The organism is Nitrospirillum iridis (assembly GCF_014205765.1).
Lineage (GTDB): Bacteria > Pseudomonadota > Alphaproteobacteria > Azospirillales > Azospirillaceae > Nitrospirillum > Nitrospirillum iridis.
Genome location: NZ_JACIIZ010000004.1, coordinates 108781 through 132041, shown reverse-complemented (window position 1 = coordinate 132041; position 23261 = coordinate 108781). Strand labels below are relative to the sequence as shown.

General features: G+C 68.5%; 16 protein-coding genes. 7 read left to right on the top strand and 9 right to left on the bottom strand.

Translation table 11 applies throughout. The annotated features are described in order from the left end of the window. Positions 1-124: 124 nt before the first annotated feature. A complete protein-coding gene (locus tag FHS74_RS08185; protein WP_343066884.1) occupies positions 125-4435 on the bottom strand; it encodes a chemotaxis protein CheB in 4311 nt (1436 codons plus the stop codon). Between the two features lie 443 nt (positions 4436-4878). On the opposite strand from FHS74_RS08185, the gene FHS74_RS08180 reads away from it, so the two are divergent. The 7 genes from FHS74_RS08180 (at position 4879) to FHS74_RS08150 (ending at position 16854) form a co-directional block, all read left to right on the top strand. Continuing rightward, a complete protein-coding gene (locus FHS74_RS08180) occupies positions 4879-5451 on the top strand; it encodes a lipid-binding SYLF domain-containing protein (protein ID WP_184799334.1) in 573 nt (190 codons plus the stop codon). Positions 5452-5553: 102 nt separating this feature from the next. Further along, positions 5554-5919, top strand: a complete 366-nt coding sequence (locus FHS74_RS08175; protein ID WP_184799332.1) for an ANTAR domain-containing protein — start codon at positions 5554-5556, stop codon at positions 5917-5919. Between the two features lie 238 nt (positions 5920-6157). Further along, positions 6158-6718: a lipid-binding SYLF domain-containing protein gene (locus tag FHS74_RS08170; protein ID WP_184799330.1), complete on the top strand. Its 561-nt coding sequence runs from the start codon at positions 6158-6160 to the stop codon at positions 6716-6718. A gap of 90 nt (positions 6719-6808) precedes the next feature. Next, positions 6809-7435: a DNA starvation/stationary phase protection protein Dps gene (gene dps, locus FHS74_RS08165; protein ID WP_184799328.1), complete on the top strand. Its 627-nt coding sequence runs from the start codon at positions 6809-6811 to the stop codon at positions 7433-7435. Beyond that, positions 7432-7842 carry a response regulator gene (locus FHS74_RS08160; RefSeq protein WP_184799326.1) on the top strand — a complete coding sequence of 137 codons (411 nt, stop codon included), beginning with the start codon at positions 7432-7434 and terminating at the stop codon, positions 7840-7842. Before dps ends, FHS74_RS08160 begins: the two co-directional genes overlap by 4 nt. A 13-nt stretch (positions 7843-7855) precedes the next feature. Beyond that, positions 7856-16477: a GH36-type glycosyl hydrolase domain-containing protein gene (locus tag FHS74_RS08155; protein ID WP_246462995.1), complete on the top strand. Its 8622-nt coding sequence runs from the start codon at positions 7856-7858 to the stop codon at positions 16475-16477. 68 nt (positions 16478-16545) lie between these two features. Then, the gene (locus tag FHS74_RS08150; protein WP_184799322.1) at positions 16546-16854 is read left to right on the top strand and encodes an AtpZ/AtpI family protein; all 309 of its coding nucleotides are present in this window, start codon (positions 16546-16548) and stop codon (positions 16852-16854) included. A gap of 80 nt (positions 16855-16934) precedes the next feature. Here FHS74_RS08150 and FHS74_RS08145 read toward each other — a convergent pair whose 3' ends face one another. The 8 genes from FHS74_RS08145 to FHS74_RS08110 all read right to left on the bottom strand — a co-directional run bounded on the left by FHS74_RS08145 (position 16935) and on the right by FHS74_RS08110 (position 23247). Continuing rightward, entirely contained in the window at positions 16935-18575 is a 1641-nt protein-coding gene (locus tag FHS74_RS08145) for a rhodanese-like domain-containing protein (protein WP_184799320.1), read from the bottom strand. Beyond that, positions 18575-19219: a cysteine dioxygenase family protein gene (locus tag FHS74_RS08140; RefSeq protein ID WP_184799318.1), complete on the bottom strand. Its 645-nt coding sequence runs from the start codon at positions 19217-19219 to the stop codon at positions 18575-18577. The genes FHS74_RS08145 and FHS74_RS08140 overlap by 1 nt, the downstream gene beginning before the upstream one ends. Before the next feature lie 123 nt (positions 19220-19342). Continuing rightward, the gene (locus FHS74_RS08135; RefSeq protein ID WP_184799316.1) at positions 19343-20038 is read right to left on the bottom strand and encodes a VIT1/CCC1 transporter family protein; all 696 of its coding nucleotides are present in this window, start codon (positions 20036-20038) and stop codon (positions 19343-19345) included. Positions 20039-20060: 22 nt separating this feature from the next. Next, positions 20061-21419 (bottom strand): ATP-binding protein, encoded by a 1359-nt coding sequence (locus tag FHS74_RS08130; RefSeq protein ID WP_211106182.1) that lies wholly within the window; start codon positions 21417-21419, stop codon positions 20061-20063. After that, a complete protein-coding gene (locus FHS74_RS08125; RefSeq protein WP_184799314.1) occupies positions 21416-22075 on the bottom strand; it encodes a response regulator transcription factor in 660 nt (219 codons plus the stop codon). The genes FHS74_RS08130 and FHS74_RS08125 overlap by 4 nt, the downstream gene beginning before the upstream one ends. Then, positions 22075-22380 carry a PepSY domain-containing protein gene (locus tag FHS74_RS08120; protein ID WP_184799312.1) on the bottom strand — a complete coding sequence of 102 codons (306 nt, stop codon included), beginning with the start codon at positions 22378-22380 and terminating at the stop codon, positions 22075-22077. The genes FHS74_RS08125 and FHS74_RS08120 overlap by 1 nt, the downstream gene beginning before the upstream one ends. Positions 22381-22391: 11 nt before the next feature. Further along, positions 22392-22940, bottom strand: coding sequence for a cytochrome b/b6 domain-containing protein (locus FHS74_RS08115; protein WP_246462993.1), 549 nt, complete (start codon positions 22938-22940; stop codon positions 22392-22394). Between the two features lie 16 nt (positions 22941-22956). After that, positions 22957-23247, bottom strand: a complete 291-nt coding sequence (locus tag FHS74_RS08110; protein ID WP_184799310.1) for a PepSY domain-containing protein — start codon at positions 23245-23247, stop codon at positions 22957-22959. Positions 23248-23261 lie beyond the last annotated feature (14 nt).

Below are 23261 nucleotides of genomic sequence, written 5' to 3'. Positions count from 1 at the left end.
AGGATGGGACCAGGACGCCGCCGCGCGGGACGGGACGGTCTCGGAAGCCGGCCGACTCTATGGTTCAGCGGTTCAGCAGATTTTCCGAACTCCGCCCCCACATGGGCGGGCTCGGAAAATCTGCTTAGTCCTCGGCCGTCCAGGCGGCCGCCAGGGCCAGGCGGGCCAGGGCCGGCAGCGATTTGGCCCCGGTCCGCTTCATGATCGCGGCCCGGTGATTTTCCACCGTGCGCTGGCTGATGCCGAGGTCGGCTGCGATGTTCTTGCTGGGATGGCCCGCCAGGACCATGTCCATGATCTGCCGCTGGCGATCGGTGAGTTCCGCCATATGGCCGGCGGCGCTGGTGTGCCAGGCCAGCAGCTTTCCCCCGTCCCGCGCCCGTTCCAGGGCATGGTCCACGCTGATCAGCAGCTCCCCCGGGCTGGCCGGCTTTTCGATGAAGTCCGAAACACCCGCCTTCATGGCGTCCACGGCCAGGGGAACATCGCCATTGCCGGTGATCATGATCGCCGGCAGGGCATGACCGGCCTGCTTCAGATGCCGCAACAGGTCCAAGCCCTTCATCCCCGGCAAGGCGGCGTCGACCAGCAGGCAGGCCTCGCCCCCCGGGCGATAGGCCTCCAGGAAAACCTCGCACGAGGCGTAATCGCGAACGATCCGCCCGTCCGCCTCCAGCACCTCACGCAGGCTGTCGCGGACATGGGCGTCATCATCGACGATGAAGATGACGGGCCCCCCAGGGGCGTCATCCTGGGCGTCCTCCGGGGCGTCCTCCGGGTCGGCGGACAGCGCCGGCGGGGGGGGCATGCGCGTCAGCACCCCCTGGACGGCCGACAGCAATTCCCGGGCCTTCATCGGCTTGTTCAGGTGCAGGCAATCGTGATCAGCGATGGCGCGCAGGGTTCGGGTCGAGATGTCGCCGGTCAGGATCATCACGGGAAGCGGGGTCCCGAGCTTCTCACGCACCCGGGTCGCCGTCTGCAGGCCATCCAGGTCGCCCGGCAGGTCATAGTCGGCCAGCATCAGATCGGGTCGCACACCGCCCCGGGTCATCAGGTCCACGGCCTCGGCGCCATCGGCGGCCGACACGATGTGGTGTCCATCATCCTTGAGCAGCGTGCACAGCACGCTCCGCACCTCCGGATCATCCTCCACCACCAGCAGGATGCCGGTGCGGTGGGCATCCTTGGCCGGATCGCGGTGCCGGCCAGCGATCGCCGCCACGGGAATGGGCCCGTGCGGCGGCGGCTGGATCTCGATGGCGAAGACGGAGCCCCGGCCGGTCCAGGATCGGACGTTGACGCGATGACCCAGCAGGGCGCCCAGGCGCTGGACGATGGACAAGCCCAGACCCAAGCCCCGGCTGCGCACGCGGGCCGTGTTGTCCAACTGGTGGTATTCCTCGAAGATGGCCTTCAGGGCCACCTCCGGGATGCCGATGCCGGTGTCCCACACCTCTATGCTCAGATGATCGGCATAGCGCCGGCAGCCCATCAGCACGCGGCCCTGCTTGGTGTATTTCAGCGCGTTGGACAGAAGGTTGCGGAGCATCTGTTCCAGCAGACGTGGGTCGCTGCGGATCGGCACGCTGCAGGGGACCAGGCGGAACTGCAGCCCTTGTGCCTGCGCATGATAGGTGAATTCATCCCGCAACCGGTCGAACAGGTCGTTGACCGGGAAGTCGGCGACATCGGCGCTGACGACGCCGGCCTCGATCTGGTTGATGTCCAGCAGGGCGTTCAGCATCCCCGCCATGGCGCCCAGCGTCTCATCCAGCCGCGCCACCAGGGCCTGGGCTTTTGGGCCGTCCACGGCCTTGGCCAAAATCCCCTGCAACAGGGCCAAGGTCTGCAACGGCTGGCGCAGGTCGTGGCTGGCGGCCGCCAGAAAGCTCGACTTGGCGGCCGTCGCCTGCTCCGCCTCGCGCTTGGCGTCTTCCAAAGCCTGGGCCGTGCGCTTGCGCTCCGTGATGTCGGTGAAGGTCACGACGACGCCCTCCACCCCGTGGCCGTGGGTGCGATAGGGCAGGATACGCCGCACGAACCACAGGCCGCCCGGTGCCTCGATCTCCTTTTCCGCCGCGGTCAAGTCGCGCAGGACGGCCTGCGCGTCGGTCAGCAGGCTGCCATCGGCCGCCAACGCGCGCAAATCGGCCAGCGGGCGGCCGACATCGCCGGGGATGATGCTGAACAGCGCCCGGGTGGCGGGGGTGAAGAAGCGAATCTTCAACTCCGTGTCCAGGAAAAGCGTGGCGATATCGGTGCTGTACAGCACGTTCTGCAAGTCGTCGGAGGTGGTGCGCTGGCGCTCCAACGTTTCCTGGAGCTGGCTGTTGAGGGCCGTCAGTTCCTCATTGAGCGACTGCAATTCCTCCTTGGAGGTCAGCAGTTCCTCATTGGTGGACTGGTATTCCTCATTGACCGACAGCGCCTCCTCATTGATGGCCCGCTGTTCCTCGCTGGATATCTCCAGGTTGCGGATGGCGTCCTGCAGCGCCATGCGCGTGATCTCAAGCTCCCGTTCCAGATCGGTCGCGTTGGGCGGGTTGAGCCGCGGGGCCGGATGGTCGCGGGCCACGGGGGACTTCTGCGCATCGATGAAACAAACGAGGAGCAGGTCCTCGCCATCATGGCGAACCCGCTGCACATCGATGCTGAAAGAAAGCCCGTCCTCTTGGTCCCACATCCGGCCGGAGGAGACGACGGCGGGCGTATTCTCCTGGCTGGCCCGCTCCAGCGCCGAACGCAGCGCGGTACGGACACCCGGGCGCACCAGGGTCAGCAGGTCATGGGACGGATATCCGGGCGCGACGCGCAGATAGCGGTCCGTCGGCCCCAGGGAATACAGGCATTCATAGCGGCGATTGACCAATACCGCCGCCGGCGCGTAGCCCTCCGCCACCAGCCGCCGGGTCAGATCCGCCAGAACGGCCTGCCGCGGGGGGGCGCCCCCCTGCCCCACCCGGACCAAGGGCCGTATGCCGTCACCAGCCAGGACCGGCAGGTTGAAATCGCCGGGCCGCATCCCGCCGACATGGCGGTACAGCCGCTCCGCCTTCGAAATGACGGTGAAGCGGCCGCCGGTGTCGCCGACCGTCTCAGCACTGCCCAGCAGCAGGACGCCGCCGTCGCGCAGGGCGAAATGGAAGATGGAAATGACCTTGGCCTGCGCCTCCGGCTGCAGATAGATCATGAGATTGCGGCAGGAGATCAGGTCCAGGCGGGAGAAGGGCGGGTCGGCCAGCAGGTCCTGAACCGTGAACACCACCACCGCGCGCATGTCGGACGACACCCGATAGCCCTGGTCCTCCTTGGTGAAGAAACGGGCCAGCCGCGCCGGGGACACGTCGTTGGCGATCGTTTCCGGGTAAACGCCGTTGCGGGCGGTGGCCACGGCGTCGGGATCGACGTCGGAGGCGAACACCTGCAACTTCACCGCACGCTTCGCCGCCACGATCCCCTCCAGGAAGATCATGGTCAGGGAATAGGTTTCCTCGCCCGTGCTGCAACCGGCGATCCAGATGCGCAGGGGTTGATCGGGCGGATGGCTTTCAACCATGCCGGGCACGACCTTTTCCGCCAGATAGTCGAAGACCGCCGGGTCGCGGAAGAACTGGGTGACGTTGATCAGGAGGTCCCGGGCCAGAAGGTCAAGCTCCCCCGGGTCGGCGCGCAGGATATCCAGGTAGCTTTCCATGCCGTCCGCCCCGGCCGCCACCATGGCCATGCGCCGCTCCGTCCGCCGGCGCAGGGTCCCCTCCTTGTAGCGCGTGAAATCGAAGGCGGTGCGGGACCGCAGCAGGGCGATGACTTCCGGCAGCCAATCCGCCGGGGCCGCCGGATCGGGCGCCTGGACCAACAGCATGCGCCGGTCATAGGTGATCAGCGCGTCCGGTATCGCCGCCACGGGTAGGACCAGATCGACGACACCCGTCCGGATGGCACTGCGCGGCATGCCATCAAAGCCGGCCTCCGTCGGGTCCTGGGCGATGACCAGGCCGCATTTCTCCCGTATGGCCTTCATCCCCAGGCTGCCGTCGGCCCCGGTGCCGGACAGGACCACGCCCACGGCGCGCGGGCCGTAGACGTCCGCCAGACTGTGCAGCAGGAAGTCGAATGGCAGGCGGGCGCCGTGGGGGGCTTGCGGCGGGGAAAGATGGAGGGCGCCGTCGCCAACCGAGAGGTAGGTGCCCGGCGGAATGACGTAGACATGATCACGCTCGACAGCCATGCCGTCGGCGGCCTGCCGCACCGCCATCGTGGTGTGGCCGGCCAGCAATTCCACCATCATGCTGTCATGCGTGGGGTCGAGATGCTGCACCAGGATGAAGGCCATGCCGTTGTCCGGCGGCAGCGCGTCCATGAGCTTCTGGCAGGCCTCAAGCCCCCCGGACGAAGCACCAATCCCAACGACGGTGATGTTCACAGCAGCCACAGGGTGCCCCCTTTGAGGACAGCATCCCCCACCCCGTTGCACAAACCCGACGGCCACGCGCCCCCTTGGGCCGGAAGGTTCAGTGCCATGCTCTCATTCTTTTGATTGCCGCCAAAAAACGGCGAAGAACTTAATGATACCACAACTTCTTCATTAAAGGAGAACTATACATGAACTTCGAATAAAAAACTGCCGATACGGCATATACCCCCGGCCTATAAGTATTTTCCGATTCTGTGGCGACCGGCGGACCATCGCTAGGCTCGACAATTAGAGATTGCCGCACCTACCCACATTCATCCTGGGATTTTAGTGACGCCCGGTCTGCACGAGCGGCACGAGTCCGATGGGGCCACCATGAGGTGAGGTTCCACCACCGGGCCCAAGCGGGATTTATAGTTGGAATAGTGCCGACGTTTCCATCATGGGAAAGGAGCGCGCCTATGGCTCTGATTGCAAAGCAGCTTTTTCTGGCTGTGTCGCTGGCCACGTTCACGCCGATGGACCGGGCGTCATTGCTTGACCTCCCGGCGGTGAACGACTTGAACAATGACGCCGATCAGGCGCTGCATCGCCTGTACAAGACCAACGCCCTGGCCGAAACCCTGTCGCGAAAAGCCCGCTCGGTACTGATCTTTCCCAATGTCGTCAAGGCGGGCCTCGTGCTCGGCAGCGCCTATGGCGAGGGGGTGCTGAAACGCGGATCGAGGGTCGAGGGCTATTACAATTGCGTCGCCGCCCCCTTGGGCCTGCCGGCGGACCACCTGTGGCCGGGCGCCCAGCCCTATGGTTATGTCGTTTTCCTGATGACGCCGAAGGCTGAAATCTACGCCCAGGACAGCATGGGCTGGGAGATCGGCGTGGGCCCGACGGTGGTCCTGGTGGATGAGGGGACGGCCGCGAAACTGTCGTCCTCATCGCTGCCGGACGACGCCTACGCCTTCATCTTCGATCAGGACGGGCTGATGGCCGGTATCAATATCGACGGCACCAGGATCGCCCGAATGCGGCGCTGACCGCCGCCCGGGGACCTGGATCGCGTTCATCATCCGACCCCGTCAACGGCGATGGGGGGGCCATCCTCTAGAAAGCAGGCAGCCATGAAGTCGCTCCGTATCGTGGTCGTTGACGACAATGTCCTGGTCGGCCGCTTTTTGGCCGAGTTGCTCACCGGCATGGGGCATGACGTCTGCGCGCTTGAACATACCGGGGCGGGCGCGGTGGCGGCCGCGACCATGCACCGGCCCGACCTGATGATCGTCGACGCTCGGCTGGCCGAAGTCGGTGACAGGATCGGCGACACCGACCGCGCGGGTCCGGTCGCCCACCTGTTCATCCGCGGGGACGGCAGCGAAATCGCGACGCAGCGACCTTGGTTCGCCACGACGCAGAGGCCCTTCTTCGAAACCGCCCTCATCCAGGAAATCAGCGGGGCCCTCAAGGCCTCCTTGGCCGGACAGGGCCCGGGACATTTCGCCGAATAGCCAACATTCGCGGTCGGCGGCCTGAGTAGTTTCCGACGCTGCCGCGCCGGAAGGCATGCCGCTATCGTCACACTGCCATTAGACGTGGCGGAGACGCCGGCCGCCCTGGGCGCCGTCACCTCCCCCGGTTCCGTCTCCCCTGGGTTCCGACCGATGAAAATCCGGCGGCAGGGCCCTGGCGCTGACCCTCCCAAGCGGGGGCTCAACCGCCGTCCTCAAAAATCAGGACCGCATTGCCATGAGCATGATCCGATCCCTTTTCCTGGCGGCGACACTGGCCACGGCCGGCATGACAGCCCTGGCACCGGGCCAGACCGCCACCGCCGCCACGGCGGACGACCTGAACAAGGATGCCGACCAGGCCCTGCACCGCCTGTACAAGACCAACCCGCTGGCGGAAACGCTGTCGCGCAAGGCGCGGTCGGTGCTGATCTTCCCCAACATCGTCAAGGCCGGCCTGGTGTTCGGCGGCGCCTATGGCGAGGGCGTGCTGCGCCAGGGGCCGAAGGTGCAGGGGTATTACAATTCCGTCACCGGTTCCTGGGGCCTGCAGGCGGGCGCCCAGTCCTACGGCTACGTCGTCTTCCTGATGACCGCCAAGGCGGAAACCTATGTCTACGACAGCAAGGGCTGGGAGATCGGCGTGGGGCCGACGGTCGTCGTCGTGGATGAGGGCGTCGCCAAGAACCTGTCCTCCTCCTCGCTGCAGGACGACGCCTACGCCTTCATCTTCGACCAGCAAGGGCTGATGGCCGGCATCAGCATCGAAGGCACGAAGATTTCCAAGATACGCCGCTAGCCGCGGCACCGCGCCCCCCGGCCTACTGACGGCCGCCTCTCGACGCCCGCCCCTCGACGCCAGTTGGGCCCCGCACCGGAGACCATGCCCATGCACCCAACCCGCAACACCTTGCCGTCGACGGTGCGAACGCGATCCGTCGACACCCTGAACCACCATCTGGCGTCCGCCATCGATCTGCACGCCCAGGTGAGGCAGGCGCGATGGAATGTGCGCGGCGCCAATTGCGTGGCACTGCACCTGCTGTTTGATCGGGTCGCGGCGCGGGTGGACGGCTACGCGAACCTGCTGGCCGGACGCACGGCCGCCCTGGGCGGTACCGCCCACTGCACGGTCCAGGCGGCGGCGGAACGATCCTTTCTGTTGCCGTATCACCTGGGCGTCGCCGACGCGCCGCGCCACCTGTTCGCCCTGTCGGGCGCCTTGGCCTCCTTCGGGCAGGCGACGCGCGAGGCGGCGGGCAACGCCGTGGAGGCCGGCGACCCGGCGACGGCCGACATCCTGATGGAGATCACGCGCGGCATCGATCAGCAGCTATGGCTGGTCGAGTCCCACCACGCCCCGGCGGCGGTCCAGCCCTCACGGTTCCGCCGCCTGGCCCGCGCCATGGGCGAGGGGGAAGTCGGCCCCGGTGGCATGACGGCGCTGTCGAAACCCGATGGTTCCCTGGAATCGTGGACCAACGAAGGCGGGCCGGACAGCGCCCCCCGCCCATGAGGACGCTCCGCATCCTGCTGGTGGAAGACAACGCCCTGATCAGCCTGCTGCTGGCCGAGATGCTGGTCGATCTGGGGCACGAGGTGTGCGCCATCGAGACGACGGAGGCCGGTGCCGTGGCGGCGGCGGCCCAGCTACGGCCGGACCTGATGATCGTCGACGCCCAGTTGGGCGAAGGCAGCGGCCTCGGCGCCATGGCGACGATCGCGCGCCAGGACGCCATTCCGCACCTGTTCATCAGCGGGGACCGCGCGGGCGTCCAGGCGCGGAACCCGGGGGCGGTATCGATCCAGAAGCCGTTTTACGAGGCCGACCTGGTCCGGGCGATCCAGCACGCCATCGCCCTGCCGGCGCTCAAGGGACCGCCGGCCGCCGCAAAGCCCCCACCCGAGACACCGGGCGCATAGGAGATCAATGAGTTTGGCCCGCCCCCCCGTCGCCCTTCACGCCACCAGCCTTCTCCACCGCCTCCGCCATCCGTTCAGCCGACCCGCCAGGACCGCGCCGTGGGACAACACGGCCCCCATCCGGGCCGAACTGTTCAGCGTCGAACGGCTGGAGGACCATGCCCGCAGCCTGGCCGCCGCCCAGGCGGTCACGGCCAGGGCGGCGGCCGGGCGCCCCCTGGCGACGCGACTTGCGGACAACGCCGCCACGCTGCTGGCCGCCCACCGCACCCTGGTCAAGGCCGCCGAAGCGGGGGATGCCATCACCCCGGCGGCGGAATGGCTGATCGACAACTATCATCTCGTCGAGCGCCAGATACACGAGGTCATCACCGACCTGCCGCCCGGCTATTACCGGCAGCTACCCAAGCTGGCCGTGGGACCCTTCCAGGGATATCCGCGGGTATTGGGCGTCGCCTGGGCCTTCGTCGCCCACACCGACAGCCGCTTCGATCCGGAGACGCTGTGCCGATACGTGCGGGCCTATCAGCAGGTTCAGCCGCTGACCGTCGGCGAGCTGTGGGCGCTGGCCATCACCCTGCGCTTCGTGCTGATCGAAAACCTGCGCCGCCTGGCGGAGGCCACGGTGTTCAACCGGACCGCCCGGCAAACGGCGGACGCCCTGGCCGACCGGTTGCTGGGCGCCGGCGAGCGCAAGGCGGAACCGGCGGCGGCCGTGCTGGCCCCCCATGACGGCACGCCCCTGCCCGACACCCTGGCGGTCCAACTGGTATACCGTCTGCGTGACCAGGACCCCCGGGTGACACCGGCGCTGACCTGGCTGGACCAGCGGCTGGCGGACCGGGACACCACGGTCGACGCCGTCGTCCAGGATGTGCATCAGCGCCAGGGTGCCGCCAGCGTCACCGTCCGCAACATCGTCACCAGCATGCGCCTGGTGTCGGATGTCGACTGGATGGACCTGGTGGAACGGGTCAGCCTGGTCGATGACGTGCTGGCCGCCGACGGCACCTTCCAGACCATGGATTTCCCGACGCGCAATCTCTACCGCAGCGCCATAGAGACATTGGCGCGGGGATCGGCGCTCAGCGAGATCGACATCGCCCACTATGCCGTCGGAACCGCGGCCCGGGGCCGGCAACGCGAAGAAGACGGCGACCGCCGGGGCGATTCCGGATACCATCTGATCGCCGGCGGCCGGGCCGCCTTCGAAGCCGCCATCGGCTATCGTCCACCGCTGCGCCGCCTGTCCAGCCGCCTCAACCAGCGGCTGGGGCTGGGCGGCTATGGCGGAGCCATCGTCCTGATCACCGCCGTCCTGTTGGCGGCACCACTGCTGGGGATCGCGGCCACGGGACTGTCGGGCCCCAGGTTGGCGCTGCTGGGCGCCCTGGGCGCGATCCCGGCCATCGACGCCGCCGTCGCCATCGTCAATCGCCTGGCCCTCTGGGGCTTCGGCGCCGCCCTGCTGCCCGCCCTGGAACTGCGCCATGGTGTTCCGGCCACGCTGCGCACCCTGGTGGCGGTTCCCAGCCTGCTCAGCACGCCCCGCGCGGTCGAGGACCTGCTGGAACAGCTGGAGGTCCATCATCTCGCCAACCCGGAGGACAACCTTCATTTCGCCCTGCTGACCGACTGGCTGGATGCCGACGGGGAGCGCGCGGAAGGCGATGACGTCCTGCTGGCCAATGCCACGGCCGGCATCGACCGCCTGAACGGGCGCTATGGCCCGGTGCCGGGCGACGGCGGCCCGCGCTTCCTGCTGCTCCACCGCCGCCGGGTGTGGAACGCCGGCGAAGGGCGGTGGATGGGATGGGAGCGCAAGCGCGGCAAATTGCATGAACTGAACCGCCTGTTGCGGGGCGACACCGCCACCACCTTCGTGGCGACAGACGGCCAGATCCCCACCGTGCCGACGGGGATCCGCTATGTCCTGACCCTGGACGCCGACACGCGCCTGCCCCGCGACACCGTGCGGCGGTTGATCGGCAAGATGGCCCACCCCCTGAACCGGCCGCGGTTCGACGCGCGCGCCGGCCGGGTGGTGGAGGGATATGCGGTGATGCAGCCACGGGTGACGCCGGCGCTGCCCATCGGGCGCGAGGGGTCGCTGTTCCAGCGCGCCTATTCCGGCATCGGCGGCATCGACCCGTACGCGGGCGCCGTCTCCGACGTCTACCAGGACCTGTTCGGCGAAGGCTCCTACGCCGGCAAGGGCATCTACGAGGTCGACGCCTTCGAGGCGGCGTTGGCCGGCCGCGTGCCGGACTCCACCTTGCTCAGCCACGATCTGTTCGAGGGGGTATACGCCCGCGCCGGGCTGGCCTCGGACATCGAGGTGGTGGAGGAATTCCCCGCCCGCTATGACGTCGCCGCCCAGCGCGACCACCGCTGGGCGCGGGGCGACTGGCAGTTGCTGCCCTGGATACTGGGCCTGGGGCGCGCGCCCGGGACGGTGCCGATCCTGGGCCGCTGGAAGATGATCGACAATCTGCGGCGGACGCTGACAGCGCCCCTGGCGGTCGCGGCGCTGCTGGCGGGTTGGACCCTGCCGTTCCCTGACGCGTTGGCGTGGACGGCCTTCATGCTGGTGACGCTTCTGCTGCCGCCCCTGGTTCCCCTGCTGGGCGCGGTCCTGCCCCGCCATGGCGACATCACCCTGCGCAGCCACCTCCGGGCCCTGGCGGGCGATCTGCGCCTGGCGCTGACCTTGTCGGCCCTGCAGGTCACGTTCCTGGCCCACCGCGCGTGGCTGATGGCCGACGCCATCGGGCGGACCCTGGGGCGGCTGTTCGTCACCCGCCGGCACCTGCTGGAATGGGTCACCGCGGCGCAGGCCGCCGATGGTCCGCGCCCAGGCCGCCTGGGCTTCTATCGCCGCATGGCCGCGGCGCCAGCCCTCGGTGTCGTGGCCATCGGCGCCGCCTGGCTGTCGGGCCAGGGAACGGAGCCGCTGGCGGCGGCCTTCGCCGTCCTGTGGCTGGCATCCCCCGCCATCGCCCATCGGATCAGCCTGTCGCCCCGCATGATGGAGCGCATGGCCCTGTCGGCGGCGGAGGCCGGAGCCCTGCGCCGCACCGCCCGCCGCACCTGGCGCTTTTTCGAGCGCTTCGTCACGGCCGCCGACCACATGCTGCCGCCCGACAACTTCCAGGAAGACCCGGCGCCCGTGCTGGCCCACCGCACCTCGCCCACCAACCTCGGCCTTTACCTCCTGTCGGTGGCCAGCGCCCGGGATTTCGGCTGGCTGGGATCGATCGAGGCGGTGGAGCGGCTGGAGGCCACCCTGGCCACCATGGCCTCGCTGAGCCGCTTTCGCGGGCACTTCTACAACTGGTACGACACGCAGGATCGGCGGCCGCTGGACCCGCCCTACATCTCCTCGGTCGACAGCGGCAACCTGGCGGGCCATTTGATCGCGCTGGCCAACGCCGTGGCGGATTGGCGGCGCGCGCCTTTGGCCGACGCCCGGCGACTGTCCGGCATCATGGACGCGCTGGACGTGGCGGGCGAGGAGATCCAGCGGCTGGACGATCGCGGCCAGGGTGCTGGCCAAGGCGCCACGGCGACCCGGCGCCATCTCGATGCGGCGCTGGCCGCCTTGACGGAGGGCCTGGCGCGCAGTCCGCTGGACGGCGAAACCCTGGCGCGGCGGCTGGCCGATCTGGCGGCTGAAACCGGCGCGCTGGACAGCATCGCCAGCACGCTGGACGGCGAGCAGACCACGGCGGGCGAGGGCCTGGACATGCTGTTCTGGGTGGGGGCCGTCCAGCGCTCCATCGCCAGCCATCGGCGCGACCTGGACACACCGGACGGCACGGTCCCGGAGGGATTGGACGGCGATCTGACCTCACGCCTGTCGACCCTGGAGGAAACGGCCCGGGCCATGGCGCTGGCCATGGACTTCGAGTTCCTGCTGGACCGGGAGCGTATGCTGCTGTCCATCGGCTACCTCGTGCCCGAGGGCACGCTGGACCCCAGTTGCTATGATCTGCTGGCGTCCGAGGCGCGGTTGGCCAGCTTCCTGGCCATCGCCAAGGGGGACGTCCCGGCGCGGCACTGGTTCCGGCTGGGCCGCACGGTCACGCCCGTGGCCCATGGCGCCGCCCTGATCTCCTGGTCGGGATCGATGTTCGAGTATCTGATGCCCTCACTGGTCATGCGCGCGCCGGCCGGCAGCTTGATCGAACAGACCAGCCGGCTGATCGTGCGGCGCCAGCAGGACTACGCGGCGACCCGGAACGTCCCCTGGGGCGTCTCGGAATCCGCCTATAACGCCCGCGACCTGGAATTCACCTATCAATATTCCAACTTCGGCGTCCCCAGCCTGGGGCTGAAGCGCGGCCTGGGCGACAGCACCGTGATCGCGCCCTACGCCACGGCGCTGGCCACCATGGTCGACCCGGCCGCCGCCGCCCGCAACCTGGCGCTGCTGGCCCGGGTCGGGGCGCGGGGGCGCTACGGCTATTACGAGGCGCTGGACTACACCGCCCAGCGCCTGCCCCAGGGGCACAGCCTGGCCATCGTGCGCGCCTACATGGCGCATCACCAGGGCATGACCATCGTCGCCATCGCCGACACCCTGCTGGACGGGCTGATGCGGACCCGCTTCCATGCCGAACCCATGGTCAAGGCGGCGGAACTGCTGTTGCAGGAGCGCACGCCGCGCGACGTGGCCATCGCCCGGCCGCTGGCGGCGGAGGCGACGTCCGGCGCGGCGGTCCCCGACGTCAGGTTGGTCAGCGGCCGGCGCCTCACCTCCCCGCATGGGGCGTCACCCGCCGCCCACCTGCTGTCCAACGGGCAATACGGGGTGATGATCACCGCCGCCGGGTCCGGCTACAGCCGTTGGCGCGACCTGGCGGTGACCCGGTGGCGCGAGGACGCCACCTGCGACGACTGGGGCAGCTACATCTTCCTGCGCGATGTCGCCAGCGAGACCGTGTGGTCCGCCGCCTTCCAGCCCAGCGGTGCCGAACCCGATGCCTACGAGGTGGCGTTCAAGGAAGACCGCGCCGAATTCACCCGGCGCGACGGTAGCCTGACCACGACCCTGGACGTGCTGGTCTCCGGCGAGGATGCGGGCGAGGTCCGCCGCGTCTCCCTGTACAACACCGGCGAGCGGACGCGGGAGATCGAGGTGACGTCCTACGCGGAGCTGGTGCTGGCCCCGCAAGCGGCCGACATGGCGCATCCCGCCTTCTCCAAGCTGTTCGTCCAGACCGAATACCTGCCGGAGGTCGGCGCCATCCTGGCCACCCGGCGGCGGCGGACGCCGATGGAGCCAGAGGTCTGGGCGGCCCACATGGCCGTCGTCGAGGGGGACGCCGTGGGCAAGGCGGAGATCGAGACCGACAGGGCCCGCTTCCTGGGGCGCGGCCGGGAGGTGCGGGCGCCGGGCGCCGTGGTCGACGGCCGGCCCCTGTCCAATACCACCGGCACGGTGCTGGATCCGATCTTCGCCTTGCGCCGCCGGGTCCGCGTGCTTCCCGGCGGCGTCACGCGGATCGCCTTCTGGACCCTGGTCGCGCCCAGCCGTGACGCCGTTCTGGACCTGGCCGACGCCCATCGCGACATCACCGCCTTCGACCGCACCGCCACCCTGGCCTGGACGCAGGCGCAGGTTCAGCTTCACCATTTGGGCATCGACCCCGGCGAGGCCGGCGTGTTCCAGCGCCTGGCGGGGCATCTGCTGCACGCGGCACCCACCCTGCGCCCCTCCTCCGACACCATCCGGCGCGGGGCTGGGGGACAGGCGGGACTGTGGCCGCACGGCATTTCCGGCGACCTGCCCCTGCTGCTGCTGCGCATCACGGAGACGGACGAACTCGACCTCGCCCGCCAGGTGCTGCGGGCCCACGAATATTGGCGGATGAAGCAGTTCGCCGTCGACGTCGTCATCCTGAACGAGCGTGGCTCCTCCTATGTCCAGGATCTCCAGGTGGCGCTGGAGGCGCTGACCCGGTCCGCCCAGGCCCGGCCCAAGGTCGACGTGGCGGGGCCGTCCGGACAGGTCTTCCTGCTGCGCGCCGATCTCATGCCGACAGACGCCCGCGCCCTGCTGCTGTCGGTGGCGCGCGTGGTGCTGGCGGGGTGGCGCGGCCCCCTGTCCGACCAGCTGGACCAGGCGCCGGAAGCCAAAGTCCCGGCCAGGCCGCCCCCCCGGCGCCCCGACCTTCCGCCCCCATCCGCGCTTACGGAAACCACATCGTCCCCGCCGGCGGCGCTGGAGTTCTTCAACGGCCTGGGCGGCTTCGCCGACGGCGGGCGGGAATATGTCACCATTCTCGGGCCCGGCCAGTCCACCCCGGCGCCCTGGATCAACGTCATCGCCAACCCCGCCTTCGGCTTCCAGGTTTCGACCGACGGCGGCGGCTACACCTGGTCCGTGTCCAGCCGGGAGAACCAGATAACGCCCTGGTCCAACGATCCCGTCACCGACCGCCCGGGCGAAGCGCTCTACCTGCGGGACGATGACAGCGGCGCGCTGTGGAGCCCGCTGGCCCAGCCCATCCGCGAGCGGGCCACCACCTACACCGCCCGCCACGGCTGGGGGTACAGCCGGTTCCAGCACACGGCCCATGGCCTGGCGGTGGACCTGGTGCAGTTCGTCCCCCTGGACGATCCGGTCAAGATCACCCGCCTGCGCCTTCACGACGTTTCCGGCCGTCCCCGGCGTCTGTCGCTCACCGCCTATGTGCAATGGGTGCTGGGCCCATCGCGCTCGGGCTCGGCCCCCTTCGTGATGACGGAGATCGACCCCGGCACCGGCGCCCTGTTCGCCCGCAACCGCTGGAACGCGGCCTTTGGCGCCCGTGTCGCCTTCATCGACCTCGGCGGCCGCCAGACCGACTGGACGGGCGACCGCCGCGAATTCATCGGGCGCAACGGCACCCTGGCCAACCCCGCCGCCTTGGGCGGCCGGGCGCCGCTTTCCAACACGGTGGGGGCCGGGCTGGACCCCTGCGGCGCCCTGCGCGCCCCGCTGGCCCTGGCCGCCCACGGCACCGTCGACGTCATCCTGCTGCTGGGTGAGGCGGCCGATGCCGAGGCGGCGCGCGACCTGGTCGCCCGGTATCGCGCCACCGACCCCGACGCCATCCTGGCCGGGGTGGAGGCGCATTGGGCGGCGGTGCTGGGTGCGGTCCAGGTGAAGACCCCCGACCGCGCCCTGGACATCATGCTGAATGGCTGGCTGCTGTACCAAACCCTGGCCTGCCGGGTCTGGGCCCGATCAGCCTTCTATCAATCCAGTGGCGCCTACGGCTTCCGGGACCAGTTGCAGGATGGCATGGCGCTGGTCCATACCCGCCCAGCCCTGACGCGCGACCACCTGCTGCGGGCGGCGGGCCGGCAATTCATCGAGGGCGACGTCCAGCATTGGTGGCTGCCGCATTCCGGCCAGGGCGTGCGCACCCGCATTTCCGATGATCGGGTATGGCTGGCCCATGCCACGGCGCACTATGTCGCCGCGGCGGGCGACGCTGGCATCCTGGACGTGACGGTACCCTTCCTGGAAGGGCCGCGCCTGGCGGCCGGGGAGCATGACATCTTCTTCGCCCCCACCATCTCCGACACCGTCGGCACCTTGTTCGATCATTGCGCCCGGGGGCTGGACGACAGCCTTGCCCTCGGCGCCCACGGCCTGCCGCTGATCGGCACGGGTGACTGGAACGACGGGATGAACCGCGTCGGCGAAGACGGCCGCGGCGAAAGCGTCTGGCTGGCCTGGCTGCTGTACGCCACCCTGACGGCCTTCGCCCCCCTGGCCGACGCCCGGGGGGATTCCCCCCGCGCGACGGCGTGGCGCGCCCACGCCACCGGCCTGCAGGACGCGCTGGAGCGGGAGGCGTGGGACGGCGGCTGGTACCGGCGGGGCTGGTTCGACGACGGCACGCCGCTGGGGTCGGCGGCCAGCCAGGAATGCCGCATCGACGCCATCGCCCAGTCCTGGGCCGTGCTGTCGGGTGCCGCCCCGGTGGGTCGGGCGGCCCACGCCATGGCGGCGGTGGGACGCCACCTGATCCTGCCGAACGACAAGCTGGCGCTGCTGTTCACCCCACCCTTCGACCAGACGCCGCAGGACCCGGGATATATCAAGGGCTACCCACCCGGCATCCGGGAGAACGGCGGCCAGTACACCCACGCCGCCGCCTGGTCGGTGCTGGCGCTCGCCGCCCTGGGCCAAGGCGGCAAGGCCATGGAACTGCTGTCCCTGCTCAATCCCATCAACCACAGCCTCACCCGGGCCGACGCGCAGCGCTACAAGGTGGAACCCTATGTCGTGGCCGCGGACATCTACGCGGTCCCGCCCCACCTGGGGCGCGGCGGCTGGACCTGGTACACGGGGTCGGCGGGCTGGATGCAGCGGGCGGGCATGGAAGGCGTCCTGGGCCTGCGGATCCGGGGCGCGGTCCTCCATCTGGACCCCTGCATCCCTGGCGGCTGGCCCGGGTTCGACATCACGCTGCGTCATGGCGGCGCCCGCTATCACATCCGGGTCGACAACCCGGATGGCGTGGAGCGCGGCGTGGCGCACGCCAGCCTTGATGGAACGCCCCTGCTGGAACGGCCGTTACGCCTGCCTCTGGTGGATGATGCCGCCCTGCACCAGGTGCGGATCCGCCTGGGATGATTTCCCACCCTGGACCACCCGGCGTCCGCAAGGGCGCCTTCTCCCCCGACCACAAGGATGCGCCTCCCATGCCCGATCCCGACGACAAGGCCCAGATGCAGGCACTGACCACACGGCTGGACGAGGCGTGGAAGAAGCAGCGCGGGCGCCTCGCCCCCCCACCCCTTGCCGCCGCCTCCAGCGCCTATTCCCGCGCGGGCATGGAACTGGTGGCCGCCCTCGCCTTCGGCACCGGTGTGGGCTGGGCGTTGGATTGGGGACTGGGAAGCAAGCCCTGGGGGCTGATCATCGGGTTTTTCCTGGGCGCCGCCGCCGGCATGGTCGGGCTGTTCCGGGCCATGCGCGACCCAGGCCGCGACCCGAACCGCGACCCCTGACCCGCTCCGCCATTTCAGGGGCCGCCGCCACGGAACCTGATCAATGATAACGACCCTGCCGCCTCGGTGGCCGTGCGCCCTCAGTGGCCGTGCGCCAGGTGCGGCGACAACGAGGGGGGCGTGTCGTGCGCCTCGCGCGATGGCGGGATGACGAAGAAGCCGTGGGTGCCGTCCCGGCGCAGTTGGCCCACCAGGCCGTATTCCCAGTCGAGATAGGCCTGCATGGCCTCCACCGCGTTGTCCGTACCCTCATACGGGCGGCGATAGACATCGTCGAACGCCGACAGGCGGACACCCTCCCCGGTCTCAACCTCCAGCCCGGCGGCGGTCCAGGCGGTGGTCCCGCCCACCAGCACCAGGGCCGGCCGGCCGATCAGGGCCTGGAGGTCGGCGGCGGCGAAGCGGGCCGCGACGCCGTCGGGCGAGGTGACCACGATGGTCCCCGCCCGTGCCGCCGCCGGCAGGTCGGTCGCCAGCCGGGCGCGGATGATGAAGCGGGCGCCCGGAATGTGGCCCCGGCGGAAGGCCGGGCTGGACCCGACATCCAGCAGGGTGACATCCCCCGCCGCCAGCAGCCGCGCCAAATGGGCGGGCGGTATGGCCTCGACCGCCGGCAGCGGCGGCAGGGTCGGTTGCCACGGGCCCGTTGCGGACAGCGCCACCGGGGGCACGTCGTCCAGCACCAGCACCTCCCACCCCATCTGTGCCAGCCAGGACGCGCTCATGTCCGCCCGCACCGACAGGGTGTCGAACAGCACGATGCGGGCGCCGCGCACCGGGGCGGAATGGTCGGTCTCCTGTACCAGCTGGCCCCCCGGCGCGCTGCGGAAGTCTGGCAGGTGGCCGGCCTGGTATTCCTCCGGCGTGCGCACGTCCAGGCGATAGAGGGTGCGGCCGGGCTCAGCCAGCCCATCCAGCTCGGCATGGGGCAGGCGGCGGACACCGGCGCGGTAGGCCACGGTGCGGGCGGCGGCACGGGCGGTTACCAGCTGGGCGCTGTCCACGGCGCCGAAGCGCCGCTCCTGCCCGTGATCCAGGGTGAAGCCCGCCAGGGTCCAGCCGATGGTGCCGTTGCGCAGGGCGTAAACGGGGTTGGGTACCCCAGCGTTGCGCAGCGATTGGGCGCCGATCAGGCTGCGGGTGCGGCCGGCGCAATTGACGATGATGGTGGTGGCGGGATCGGGCGCCAGGGCGCGGGCGCGCAACACCAGCTCCGCCCCCGGCACGCTGGTGCCGGTGGGGATGCTCATGGTGCGGTATTCCTCGAACCGCCGGCTGTCCAGCACCACCACATCGGCCTGCGCGTCCAGCAACGCCTTGACCTGGGGTGCGGCGAGGGACGGTGTGTGCGCCTCCGTCTCCACCAGTTCGCCGAAGGCCTTGGACGGCACGTTGACGTCGCGGAAAATCTCGTACCCCGCCGCCCGCCATCCCTCTAGCCCGCCGGCCAGCAGCCGCACGTCGGTGTAGCCCAGCGCCGCCAGGATGGCCGCCCCCCGCTCCACCAGCCCCTCGCCCGCGTCATACAGCACGATGGCGGTGTCGCGCCGGGGCACGCGGTCCAGCACCTCCAGCTCCAGCCGCGACAGGGGCAGGTTGGCGGCGAACAGGGGATGAGCCTGGGCGTACGGGTCCTCCTCCCGCAGGTCCAGCAACGCCAATTCCCGCCGGGCGATCAGATTGAGGCGGACTTGCGCCGGGGTGGCGACGGGGAAAGGCATCAGGCGTGCTCCAGGACGTCAGAGGATTGAGGCGTGCGGGACAAGGTGAAGGCGGGCGTGGCGCCGGCGTTGCTGTAGCCGGAGATGAAGGGCTTGCGGGGCCCCTCCGCCGGATAGACCCAGCGCCGTACCTGGCCGATGTCGGCGCCATAGACATGGATGCTGATCGAGGTGCGGTCCAGATGGGCGTTGGTGACGCGGTGGATGTCGCCCGTCTGGGGTGACAGGGTCTCCACCTCCCCCGCCTCGAACCGCTGCTTGGGGCCAATGGCCACCAGCTCATCGCGGGAGCCCACGACGAAGCGCTGGGAATATTCGCTCCCTCGCAGGATGCCCACCAGGCCCCAGACGGTGTGGTCATGCACCGGCGTCTCCTGCCCCGGCCCCCAGACGAAGCTGACGACGGAGAACCGCCCCGCCGGATCGGCATAGAGCAGGAACTGGCGATAGCGCACGGGATCGGGCTCCGCGTAAGCGCCCGGCAGCCAGTCGTCCTGGGCCACCAGCTCCGCCAGCGCGTCGCGCGCGCCATCCAGCAGGGCGCCCTCGGGCAGCCCCTGGGCCAGCACGCCTTCCAGCCGGCCAATAAAGGCCCGTAGCCGGGCCGGCGCCTCCGGGCCTGGGGTGTCGCCGATATCGCTCATCGAAGGTCCCTCCGTCGGTGGGTGGACAGCAACCATAGGGACCGGGGCGCCCGCAGGAAAATCGAGTTTCCCTGAAGTGGGGCTCAAGGCCCGGTCATCACGGGGTGGCGCCCGCATCGATCATCACGCGAGCGTACCAAAGGCAAGGCCGATGGCCGTTGTGAGGATCATCGCGAATGCCCCCCAAAACGTCACCCGCAGCGTGGGCTTCAATGGACTGGCGCCGCCCAGTTTCGCTCCGACCATGCCGAGAGAGGCCAGACAGAGCAGTGAGCCCGCTGCGACAACCCAAGTGGTCCACCCCAGGGGCGAGAGGACCGTAAGGAGGAGCGGCGCGAGGGCGCCGATGGAAAAGGTGGCGGCCGATGTGAGCGCGGCCTGTATCGGACGCGCCGTGCTGATGTCGGAAATGCCCAGTTCATCACGCGCGTGGGCGCCAATGGCATCCTTTGCCATGAGCTGTCGTGCGACTTGGCGCGCAAGTTCATTTTCGACGCCTCTACCGACATAGATTTGGGCAAGCTCATCGACTTCGAAATCGTGATCGTTCGCAAGTTCCGCCCTTTCGCGGGCCAGATCGGCCTGCTCCGTATCAGACTGGGAGCTGACGGAAACGTACTCGCCAGCGGCCATCGACATGGCTCCGGCGACAAGGCCGGCCACGCCAGCGATCAGCGCTTGTTCTTTTGACGGCGCCGCCGACACGACACCCAGAATAAGGCTCGCGGTGGATATGATCCCATCGTTGGCGCCCAGCACGGCGGCCCGCAGCCACCCGATACGCTCGACCAGATGGCCTTCCTTGTGTAAGCGGCTCATGCTTGAGGCTACCTTTTTGATTTTATGTGGGTTTTGTGCTTGGAAGTCGCAGTGCGACACGCAATCCCCCAAGCGCTGAGGTTTCCAGGCGAACGTCCCCGCGGTAGGCGTCGACGATATCCCGCACGATCGACAATCCCAGTCCGGCACCAGGAGTTGTTTCATCAAGCTTCAGGCCACGCTCGAAGGCGCGCGCATAGTGCGCCGCCGCAAGTCCGGGACCATCATCTTCGATCACGATGCGAACAGCCAGGGCGTCCTCCCCCACGGTCACATCGACCTGGGTCCGCGCCCATTTGCAGGCGTTGTCGAGAAGATTGCCAATCACCTCCTCAAAATCCTGGGGTTCCATCTGAACCACGACGTGGTTCGGACAGCTTACGGAAATTTCGACATCGTGCGGCCCATACAAGGTTCGCATGGCGGCCGACATCCTGGTCAGGCTCGGTTCAACAGGGGTTGCCGCACCGAGGACCATGCTGGATGCCGCCGCGCGAGCGCGGGTGAGAGCATAGTCAATTCTGCGCCCCATGAGGCCGATCTGTTCCAGGAGCGTACTTGCCTGTCCGCCCGGCGGCATGGCTCGGGCGGCATTGGCGATGATCGCCAATGGTGTTTTGATCTGATGGGCCAGGTTGCCGGCCTCTGTTCTGGCACGGCCGAGAAGCCCGGCATTGTGCGCCAACAAGCCATTCAGGTCATTGACCAGCGGTTGCACCTCGGAGGGATAGTGACCTTCCAACCGCGATGCCTGTCCCTGCCGGACAAGCGCCAACGCCCGATGCAACCGGCCCAGGGGGTGCAGGGTCGCAAGGACCAGGAACACGGCCGCGAGCATCAACCCGATGGCGAGCGTACCGAGCGCGAGGGCCGATATACGGACGAACTCCGATGTCGCCCTTTCGACAACGCCGAGGTCACCGGCCACGGCGGCCCGAACAGGCTCACGCCGTCCCGGGAAAGTCACGCTTCGTTCCACCGCGACCAAGCGCTGACCGTTGGGGCCGGGCAGGACGTGGCGATGCAACTCGCCATCGGCGGGCGAGTCCTTGGGCAAGGCGAGTGTCCAGTCCCACAGTGACCGGGATTGCAGCAAGGAGCCGCCCGGCCCATCGACCTGCCAGTAGAGGGCGGAATAGGGGCGATCAAATCGCGGGTCGGTCATCGGACGGCCCAACGCGAAGCCGCCCTTGTCCTGTAACTGGAGCCCCGCCAATAGCTGATCGAGATGGGTGGACAATTCCGCGTCGAACCGGCGTTCGATATGAGACCTGAAAAGCGAGGCCAACACGAAGCCGGTGACCAGCAAAGCCATCGAGATCCAGAGGATGGAGCCGGTGAGCAGTTGCGTTTTCAACGATAGACGGGACAGCGGGGTCAAGTTCCCTCCAGCCGGTAGCCCAAGCCACGGATGGTCTTGATGACATCAACCCCGAGCTTGCGACGGATGCGACCGATGAAGACTTCGATCGTATTCGATTCCCGCTCGTCTTCGAGGTCATAGATATGCTCCGCGAGTTCCCGTTGCGAAACGATGTGGCCCTGTCGGTGCATGAGATAGTCAAGAAGCCGGAATTCACGACCCGTCAGGGTGACGGGACTCCCGTCAACCAGGACCCTGCCAGCGGCGGCATCGAGCGAGATCGGGCCGCAAGCGATTACGGACGCGGTGAAGCCCATGGAGCGACGGATCAGGGCGCGCATACGGGCGACCAGTTCCTCCATGATGAACGGCTTGCCGAGATAGTCGTCCGCCCCGGCGTTCAACCCCTCCACCTTGCTGTGCCAATCCGCCCGTGCCGTCAGGACAAGCACCGGCATTTTGATACCGTGCTGGCGCCAATGGCGGAGCACGGCGAGGCCGTCGAGTTTCGGGAGCCCGAGGTCGAGCACCACGCCATCGTAGGGCTCGGTGCCGCCAAGCAGGCAAGCGTCCTCACCGTCACCGACGAGATCGACGGCGAATTCGGAGGACGACAACGCGCCGCGGATCTGTGCCGCGAGCGTGGGCTCGTCCTCCACCAGCAGCAGTCGCATCAGTCATCCTTGTCGGAAGGAGGGGTATCCGGGTGCGCCGATTTAATCGGCGCACCCGTCCTCGCATCATAAAGCCACTCGCCGATATGCCCGCCCGGCCCAAGCACACGGAGTTCGTAAACAAGTTGGCCATCCTCCTCCTCGAGATGAACGCCGAGAAGTTGTCCGGGGTGCTCGGCGCGGGCCCGGTCAAGGATGTGGTCGAGCGACAAGACCTCACCAGCCCGAAGCGCGCGACGGGCTGTTTCCTGTTCCTTGTCGGACAGCGCCTTGGAAGGAACGGGCAGGAACAGGAGAAACGCCACAATGGCACATCTCATGAGGCCCGTTTTCGTCCAGTAACCATAGCCCATGGCAAATTCTCGCGATGCCTGACGCTTTCGTATACGGCGCCCAAGACGTGCAGGCAGACCAAGCCCAGCGCCAGGTTCGCCGCCCCACCATGGAGTTCCTCCAGCCACTCCGCTCCATAGAAACGGTCGCTGGTCAGCATCCATCCGGTAACGGAGAGCAGCGCCATCAGCCCCAGCAGCGCGACTATCATGGCCCCGGCCGCCGGATTATGTCCAATATGGCGACGCTCCCGTCCCCCAGCGAGATCGCGCAAATGGCCCATCAGACGTTTCGGGCCAGGAACGAAGTTGATAAACCGCGCGCTTTCGGGCCCGATGAAGCCCCACACCAATCGCACGGCGACAACGGAGGCGACGACGTAGCCGGCCACTTGGTGGAGGGACTTGCCCTCTTCGGCGATGAACGCCGTCGCGAACCCCGCGACCAGTGTCCAGTGGCCCAATCGAACCAGCGGGTCCCATACGGGAACCGTGGCTGGCTTTTCGCGCGGAGACACGGTGGCGTCCATCATGGTGTCCCCCACCGGTTCACTCGCGACCAACGATCGCGCCGGTCACCGGGTCGACATAAACCTCGAACCGTTTACCGGACTTGTCGATGCCCTTGGCCTCCAGGCAGCCATTCTCTTCCTTGAGACTGCGAATGTCGGTCAGGCCCTCGTTCGCCAGCTTGGCCCGGATCTCATCCTTGCTCAACGGCGCCACCTTGGCGGCGTTCGGGGGGATGGAGCAGGACTTCCGCTCTTCCTCGGAGGCCAACGCCGTACCAGCGGCTAGGGTCAGCAAGACGGATGCGACGGCAACTCGAATCATGATCATGGCGAATTTCCTTC

Bases quoted from the DNA above. Each gene is read 5' to 3' on its own strand.
- FHS74_RS08160 (WP_184799326.1), top strand. From the start codon at position 7,432: ATGAGGACGCTCCGCATCCTGCTGGTGGAAGACAACGCCCTGATCAGC.
- FHS74_RS08180 (WP_184799334.1), top strand. From the start codon at position 4,879: ATGGCTCTGATTGCAAAGCAGCTTTTTCTGGCTGTGTCGCTGGCCACG.
- FHS74_RS08115 (WP_246462993.1), bottom strand. From the start codon at position 22,940: ATGATGGACGCCACCGTGTCTCCGCGCGAAAAGCCAGCCACGGTTCCC.
- FHS74_RS08125 (WP_184799314.1), bottom strand. From the start codon at position 22,075: ATGCGACTGCTGCTGGTGGAGGACGAGCCCACGCTCGCGGCACAGATC.
- FHS74_RS08145 (WP_184799320.1), bottom strand. From the start codon at position 18,575: ATGCCTTTCCCCGTCGCCACCCCGGCGCAAGTCCGCCTCAATCTGATC.
- dps (WP_184799328.1), top strand. From the start codon at position 6,809: ATGCACCCAACCCGCAACACCTTGCCGTCGACGGTGCGAACGCGATCC.
- FHS74_RS08110 (WP_184799310.1), bottom strand. From the start codon at position 23,247: ATGATCATGATTCGAGTTGCCGTCGCATCCGTCTTGCTGACCCTAGCC.
- FHS74_RS08170 (WP_184799330.1), top strand. From the start codon at position 6,158: ATGAGCATGATCCGATCCCTTTTCCTGGCGGCGACACTGGCCACGGCC.
- FHS74_RS08135 (WP_184799316.1), bottom strand. From the start codon at position 20,038: ATGAGCCGCTTACACAAGGAAGGCCATCTGGTCGAGCGTATCGGGTGG.
- FHS74_RS08150 (WP_184799322.1), top strand. From the start codon at position 16,546: ATGCCCGATCCCGACGACAAGGCCCAGATGCAGGCACTGACCACACGG.
- FHS74_RS08140 (WP_184799318.1), bottom strand. From the start codon at position 19,219: ATGAGCGATATCGGCGACACCCCAGGCCCGGAGGCGCCGGCCCGGCTA.